At 46.4% G+C, this 5,289-nt stretch carries 5 protein-coding genes, 4 tRNA genes and 1 rRNA gene; 8 read left to right on the top strand and 2 right to left on the bottom strand.

Going from position 1 to position 5,289, the window contains the following annotated elements; genetic code table 11:
- Positions 1-74 precede the first annotated feature (74 nt).
- The 3 genes from rrf (at position 75) to birA (ending at position 2,334) form a co-directional block, all read left to right on the top strand.
- A 5S ribosomal RNA gene (rrf, locus tag HX773_RS25060) occupies positions 75-190 on the top strand.
- 147 nt (positions 191-337) lie between these two features.
- The gene (gene murB, locus HX773_RS25055; protein ID WP_176973757.1) at positions 338-1,375 is read left to right on the top strand and encodes a UDP-N-acetylmuramate dehydrogenase; all 1,038 of its coding nucleotides are present in this window, start codon (positions 338-340) and stop codon (positions 1,373-1,375) included.
- The gene (gene birA / locus HX773_RS25050) at positions 1,372-2,334 is read left to right on the top strand and encodes a bifunctional biotin--[acetyl-CoA-carboxylase] ligase/biotin operon repressor BirA (protein WP_176973756.1); all 963 of its coding nucleotides are present in this window, start codon (positions 1,372-1,374) and stop codon (positions 2,332-2,334) included. Before murB ends, birA begins: the two co-directional genes overlap by 4 nt.
- Positions 2,335-2,395: 61 nt before the next feature.
- On the opposite strand, the gene coaA is transcribed toward birA, so the two are convergent.
- Both coaA and HX773_RS25040 read right to left on the bottom strand, forming a co-directional pair.
- Entirely contained in the window at positions 2,396-3,346 is a 951-nt protein-coding gene (coaA, locus tag HX773_RS25045; RefSeq protein ID WP_176973755.1) for a type I pantothenate kinase, read from the bottom strand.
- 202 nt (positions 3,347-3,548) lie between these two features.
- Positions 3,549-4,106: a GNAT family N-acetyltransferase gene (locus tag HX773_RS25040; RefSeq protein ID WP_176973754.1), complete on the bottom strand. Its 558-nt coding sequence runs from the start codon at positions 4,104-4,106 to the stop codon at positions 3,549-3,551.
- 329 nt (positions 4,107-4,435) lie between these two features.
- Here HX773_RS25040 and HX773_RS25035 point away from each other — a divergent pair.
- The 5 genes from HX773_RS25035 to HX773_RS25015 all read left to right on the top strand — a co-directional run.
- Positions 4,436-4,511, top strand: a tRNA-Thr gene (locus tag HX773_RS25035).
- A 7-nt stretch (positions 4,512-4,518) separates the two neighbouring features.
- Positions 4,519-4,603: transfer RNA gene (locus HX773_RS25030), tRNA-Tyr, on the top strand.
- Positions 4,604-4,795: 192 nt separating this feature from the next.
- Positions 4,796-4,870 (top strand) — tRNA-Gly (locus tag HX773_RS25025).
- A 5-nt stretch (positions 4,871-4,875) separates the two neighbouring features.
- A tRNA-Thr gene (locus tag HX773_RS25020) sits at positions 4,876-4,951 on the top strand.
- 107 nt (positions 4,952-5,058) lie between these two features.
- The coding region (locus HX773_RS25015) for a GTP-binding protein (protein WP_255433256.1) at positions 5,059-5,289 on the top strand (231 nt) is incomplete at its 3' end.

The raw sequence follows: 5,289 nt of genomic DNA, 5'->3' as shown, positions 1-5,289 counted from the left end.
GAGATTTTCAGCTTGTTTTACGGATTAAAGATTTAGCGGAAGCGAATGATATTCGTTTTTGCACAAAGAATTTGCCTGGCGGCTTTAGCGCGGTGGTCCCACCTGACCCCATGCCGAACTCAGAAGTGAAACGCCGTAGCGCCGATGGTAGTGTGGGGTCTCCCCATGCGAGAGTAGGGAACTGCCAGGCATCAATCAGTGAAGAAGCCCCGAACGAAAGTTCGGGGCTTTTTTACGTCTGTACATTAGTAATTTCCCACCAGAAATAAGAAAACACCAAACTCGCAACCTGCCGATCAGGTAAACTACGGCCAGATTAATCAGTAAAGGCCGTGAAATGTCCAGCCCCAATACATCCCTACAAGCTTTCAATACCCTTGGTCTTACGATCAATGCACAAACGCTGACCATCGCTGAAACGCCTGACGCTATTACTTTGGCCTGGAAAGACAGTCAGCAATCAAATCTGCCTTTTATTGTATTAGGCGAAGGAAGCAACGTACTCTTCCTTGAAGATTTTAGCGGCTCGGTAGTGGTTAATGCGATTAAAGGCATAGCTATCGAAGAGCATGACGAAGCTTGGCATTTGCATGTTGGTGCCGGCGAAAATTGGCATGCTTTAGTTGAACAGACGCTAAAAAAGGGCATTACAGGACTGGAAAACCTGGCGCTAATTCCTGGTATGGCCGGCTCAGCACCGATTCAAAATATCGGTGCATATGGTGTCGAATTTAAAGATATCTGTCACTACGTTGAAGCTATACATCTTCCAACGCAAAATATTATTCGTTTGTACCGGGAAGAGTGCCAGTTTGGCTATCGCGATAGTGTTTTCAAACATGCAATGAAGAATGACTACGTCATAATTGCAGTGGGATTACGTCTGGCTAAACAGTGGAAGCCTGTTCTAACTTATGGCGATCTGACTAAATTAAACCCAGCGACAGTGTGTGCCTGGGATGTATTCAATGCTATTTGCCATATGCGCCAAAGCAAACTGCCCGACCCCAAAATTACAGGCAATGTGGGTAGTTTCTTCAAAAATCCGCTGATCACAGCTGAGCATGCAGATGCGCTAATTAAGCAGTGGCCATCCATTCCACATTATCCACAGGCCAATGGAGAAGTGAAATTAGCAGCAGGCTGGTTGATCGACCAATGTGGTCTTAAAGGCTTTCGTGTGGGTGGTGCCGCAGTTCACCGTCAACAGGCTCTGGTACTGATAAATGAAGATCATGCCACTCCACAGGATATTGTCGATTTAGCACATCAGGTTAGAAATAGAGTCGGACAAAAGTTTGATGTTTGGCTGGAGCCAGAAGTGCGCTTTATCGGTGCTCGAGGCGAGCGTAACGCCGTTGAGGTAATTTCATGAAAGATAATAGCGTGCCGTTAAAGTTAGTGGCACTAGTGGCTGATGGTGAATTTCACTCTGGTGAGCAGCTGGGCGAAGCGCTTGGCATGAGCCGTGCTGCCATCAATAAACATATACAGACTCTGAAAAGCTGGGGTCTGGATGTATATACGGTGACGGGTAAAGGCTATAGCTTACCGGGGCCAATTCAGTTACTGGATGAAGAAGTCATTCTGTCTCACCTGCATCAACCTAATCTGGCGGTGATTCCTGTTATCGATTCAACCAACCAGTATTTGCTAGATCGGATGGATCAATTGCCGTCTGGCTACGCATGCATTGCCGAATATCAGCAAGCAGGGCGCGGACGTCGCGGGCGTAAGTGGTTTTCACCGTTTGGCACTAACCTGTATATGTCCATGTATTGGCGTTTGGAGCAGGGGCCAGCCGCGGCGATGGGCCTGAGTCTGGTGATTGGTATCATCATGGCAGAAGTGATTCAGTCATTAGGTGCGCCTGATGTCCGGGTTAAATGGCCGAATGATCTCTATCTTAACGATCGTAAACTTGCTGGTATTTTAGTTGAGTTAACCGGAAAAACCGGCGATGCCGCTCAGATCGTTATAGGTGCTGGCGTCAATTTGCTGATGCGTTCAGAAGGCACGGCAGAAATTAATCAGGGTTGGATTAATCTTCAGGAAGCTGGAGTTGATATCGATCGCAACGAGTTAGCTGCGAAGTTGATTAATAGCCTGCGAGAAGCGTTACCCATTTTTGAACGTGATGGTTTGGCGCCATTTGTCTCCCGCTGGGAAGCACTTGATAACTTCATTAATCGCCCAGTGAAGCTTCTTATTGGGGATCGTGAGGTATACGGCATTGCGCGAGGTATTGATAAGCAGGGCGGTTTATTACTGGAGCAGGATGGAGTCATTAAATCCTGGGTCGGGGGCGAGATTTCATTGCGTCCAGACAGTTAATGCATATGAGTAAATAAATTAAAATGCCCACAATCTTTTATGGGCATTTTATTTAAAAAGACTATTTTCTCAAACGTACACTCTGCACCGCATGATCAGCCGACTTAGTCATAATAAGGCTGGCTCGTTCACGTGTAGGCAGTATATTTTCCTTTAAATTAAGCCAGTTAATCTCTTTCCATAGCCCACGCGCAATATTGAGTGCATCCTCTTCTGGTAATTGCGAATAGTGATGGAAATAAGAGTCCGGATCGCTAAATGCGCCCTCACGGAATTTCAGGAATCGATTTACATACCAGCTCTCGAGTAATGACTCTGGTGCATCGACGTAAATTGAAAAATCCACGAAATCAGACACAAATACATGATGAGGATCGTGAGGATAGTCCATACCGCTTTGCAGCACATTCAATCCTTCAAGAATAAGAATATCAGGCTGTTGTACGACCTTATCGCCATCCGGAATGACATCGTAAATCAGATGAGAATAAACCGGCGCTGTCACCTGGTTAGCACCCGATTTTAAATCAGAGACGAAGTTAACCAGGCGATGCATATCGTAAGATTGCGGGAACCCTTTTTTCTTCATCAAACCGCGTTCTTTGAGCACGGCATTAGGATGCAAAAAACCATCAGTAGTGATCAGTTCAACTTTGCGGTGTTCTGGCCAGCGGCTAAGCAGCGCCTGAAGCACACGAGCGGTTGTGCTTTTTCCTACCGCAACGCTGCCGGCAATACTGATGATATAAGGGATTTTCTGCCCATTAGTGCCAAGGAATTGCTCAAGCACTGCCTGACGACGCAGATTAGAACTGATATAGAAATTAAGCAAACGCGATAGCGGCAGATAAATTTCTGCCACTTCTTCTAATGAAAGGTCTTCATTGATACCACGCAGACGCTCAATTTCACCTTCAGCCAACGTCATTGGTACTGAATCGCGCAGCGCTGCCCATTGTTGGCGATTAAACTGCAAATAGGGCGTAGTAAGAGGTGTCGTTTTTTTACTCATAAGCATGCATCTGAGTGCAAATTCTGATTCATCAACACCTTGCTGCATTAGGCATACAACGATGTATCAAACTCAATTGCACGTCACAGGGGTAATTAACGAGAACAATGGGCAGGAGGGTAACACCAGTGTGACTTTAAAAAGAAGTAAAATGATAAACAGGAGCACGCTTTCGCAAGCGTGCCCGCATTTTTCTTGTCGGTCAGTAGCTTGTCGCTACATTTTCTGCTGGGCTGGTACGCAGACGTTTATAGTAAATCGCGCCGGGATGAGGATGCCCATCCGCGCATAATGCATAGTCGGGCAATTCCCCTAAATAGTTGTAGCCGTGTGACCGGTAAAAATTTTCTGCTTCAGAACCCGCAATGACATCCAAATAAAGTAGCCCACGCTGATAGCTTTCTGCCTTGTGCTCAAGCGTCTGCATTAATCTGCGTCCAATCCCTTCTCGCTGAGCGCTGGAATGTACAAGCAGCTGTAAAACTTCCGCGCGATTTTGTCCATCTGGACGCTGACAAATATTGAGCTGCACGCTTCCCACCACAACCGAGTCGATGACGGCAATCCATAACAGCAACTCATGGCGTGCCAGTTGGTTGCGCAAGCTATGAAAATAGCGCTCGGCATCCTGATACTGTTGCAATCCTTGCGAACATTGAAATGCCGAAGTCATATTGTTTTTTACCGCGTCAATCATCAGGGTAGCCAAAGCCTGGCGATAAAGGGGTAATGTTTCGGCAGTGAGCTGAACAATATTCATGCGACATCCTCCATTTAATGATCCGATTAAATAGATAAGCAAAATGCGGGCCAGCAGAAAAAACGACTGTAGCGGATGGTTTCACGAAAAATTTTCTACAATTTGCACGGCAGAAAGGCAGTGTGCTTCAAAAATGTGCATTGGAAATGATGGCGGTCCATAGCAAATCAATCGACATGCTGATGTAAAAATGCACGGATTTAGGATGATTTTACTGCAAGTGATGACTAATTTGAGATGATTTGCACAAATAGTAAGCGATAGAACAATTTTGACGATTTTTTTGTTGCATCCTTCTTCGGGTCTTCCTAGAATGCGCTCCACTTGATGCCGGCTTAGCTCAGTTGGTAGAGCAACTGACTTGTAATCAGTAGGTCACCAGTTCGATTCCGGTAGCCGGCACCATCAAGTAGGTGGGATTCCCGAGCGGCCAAAGGGAGCAGACTGTAAATCTGCCGTCACAGACTTCGAAGGTTCGAATCCTTCTCCCACCACCATCTCAACCTCCTGGTTGGGCATCAGATAAAGTCTTTATCTGATGGGTGAGTTCTTCATCTCTCACCTTCGAATTTCAGATTGCGCATTAGCGCAATCAAAGTTGGTCAGAAACTCTGACCGGCTCGAATAATAGAAGGTCTTCTTTTATTATTCATAAGCTACAGAAAGAACAGGTAGCCGAGTTCCAGGATGCGGGCATCGTATAATGGCTATTACCTCAGCCTTCCAAGCTGATGATGCGGGTTCGATTCCCGCTGCCCGCTCCAGATGTGCTGATATGGCTCAGTTGGTAGAGCGCACCCTTGGTAAGGGTGAGGTCCCCAGTTCGACTCTGGGTATCAGCACCACTTCCTTTATCTCTCTCCTGATTCTCTCTCTGTAAACCAAACAGTCAGGCATTGCCTGGTTGATATGACGATATCTTCGATATATCCGTGTCTTAGAGGGACTAGCGATGGCTAAAGAGCAATTTCAACGTAACAAACTGCACGTAAACGTGGGCACCATCGGTCACGTCGACCACGGTAAAACTACCCTGACTGCTGCAATCACTACCGTTCTGGCTAAAACCTACGGTGGTAAAGCAAGTAAGTTCGATGAGATCGATAAAGCGCCAGAAGAGAAGGCGCGTGGTATCACCATCAACACTTCTCACGTTGAATACGAAACCCCGACTCGCCACTAT

Origin of the sequence: Pantoea sp. B9002, assembly GCF_013385945.1 — a bacterium.
GTDB lineage: Bacteria > Pseudomonadota > Gammaproteobacteria > Enterobacterales > Enterobacteriaceae > Pantoea.
Note: the sequence above shows the minus strand (reverse complement) of the source record. Positions and strands in the feature narration are given on the sequence as shown.

Coding starts and splice junctions, on each gene's coding strand:
- birA (WP_176973756.1), top strand. CDS start 1,372: ATGAAAGATAATAGCGTGCCGTTAAAGTTAGTGGCACTAGTGGCTGAT.
- murB (WP_176973757.1), top strand. CDS start 338: ATGTCCAGCCCCAATACATCCCTACAAGCTTTCAATACCCTTGGTCTT.
- coaA (WP_176973755.1), bottom strand. CDS start 3,346: ATGAGTAAAAAAACGACACCTCTTACTACGCCCTATTTGCAGTTTAAT.
- HX773_RS25040 (WP_176973754.1), bottom strand. CDS start 4,106: ATGAATATTGTTCAGCTCACTGCCGAAACATTACCCCTTTATCGCCAG.